This is a genomic window from Corynebacterium sp. NPDC060344 (assembly GCF_042725215.1).
Classification (GTDB): domain Bacteria; phylum Actinomycetota; class Actinomycetes; order Mycobacteriales; family Mycobacteriaceae; genus Corynebacterium.
This window is the reverse complement of the sequence record NZ_JBHXCS010000048.1, coordinates 1-1,066: the sequence shown is the minus strand read 5'-3', so window position 1 is coordinate 1,066 and position 1,066 is coordinate 1. Positions and strand designations below refer to the sequence as shown.

Annotated in this window: 1 protein-coding gene; it reads right to left on the bottom strand. The window is 77.4% G+C overall.

Annotation, left to right across the window (positions count from 1 at the left end; translation table 11 throughout):
* A partial coding sequence (locus ACFWGD_RS13290; RefSeq protein WP_377779157.1) for an FAD-dependent monooxygenase occupies positions 1 to 1,044 on the bottom strand: 1,044 nt, incomplete at its 3' end.
* Positions 1,045 to 1,066: the final 22 nt, after the last annotated feature.

The following is a 1,066-nucleotide window of genomic DNA, read 5'->3' as shown; positions in this document are numbered from 1 at the left end:
GGTGTAGGGCCGGCGCAGCTCCTCGTACCGGCGCAGGGCGGCGGCGACCCGGCCCGGACCGTCCGGCTCGCGCCGCAGGAAACCGGCCAGCGCCACCGCGTCCTCGATGGCCTGGCTGGCGCCCTGGCCGTGGTGGGGGAGCATCGGATGGGCCGCGTCCCCGAGCAGGGTGGTGCGCGCCGTGCTCCAACGGGCCAGCGGCTCGCGGTCGTACAGGGACCAGTGCCCGGCCTCGGCCACGGCCCCGGCCAGTTCCCGTACGGCGGGCTCCCAGCCGGCGAAGGCCGCCGCCAGCTCGCGCCCGTCGCCCCGCCGGGTCCAGGAGTCCCCGCGGTCGGCGGTGTCCGCCACCACGGCGACGAAGGACAGTTCGCGCCCGGAGCGGACCGGGGCGGCGAGCAGCCGCTCCCGCGCGCCGGTCCACACGTACATGGTGTCGGCGGCCCGCCCGCCCAGCGAGGGCAGCAGCTCCACGGGCACCACCCCGCGGATCGCGGCGGTACCCGACCACACCGGGGCGTCGGACGCGGCGGCGAGCCGGCGGCGCACCACGGAGTGCACTCCGTCGGCCGCGACCAGGAGATCGGCCCGCCCGCGGGTGCCGTCCTCGAAGTCGAGGCGCACCCCGTCCTCGTCCTCCTCGAAACCGACGAGGCGCCGGCCCAGGTGCACCGTCTCGGCGGGGACCTGGTCGGCGAGGATCCGGTGCAGGTCCGCGCGGTGGACCGTGTAGTGCGGGCTGCCGTACTCGGCCTCCCAGGCGGCTCCCAACGGCTGCCGGTTCACCGCCAGGCCGCTGTCCCAGAGCCGGATCTCCAGGGCCTCGGGGCGCACCGCGACCTCCCGCAGCCGCTCCTCCAGCCCGAACCGGTGCAGCAGCCGGGCCCCGTTGGGCGCCAGGTGCAGCCCGGCCCCGACCTCCGACAGCTCCGGGGCCTGCTCGTACACGTCGGCCTCCAGGCCGGCCCGGCGCAGCGCCATCGCCGCGGCCAGGCCGCCGATGCCCGCGCCGACGACCGCCACGCGCAGGGTCTCATCGCTCATCCGGATCTCCTCACTCGGGTAC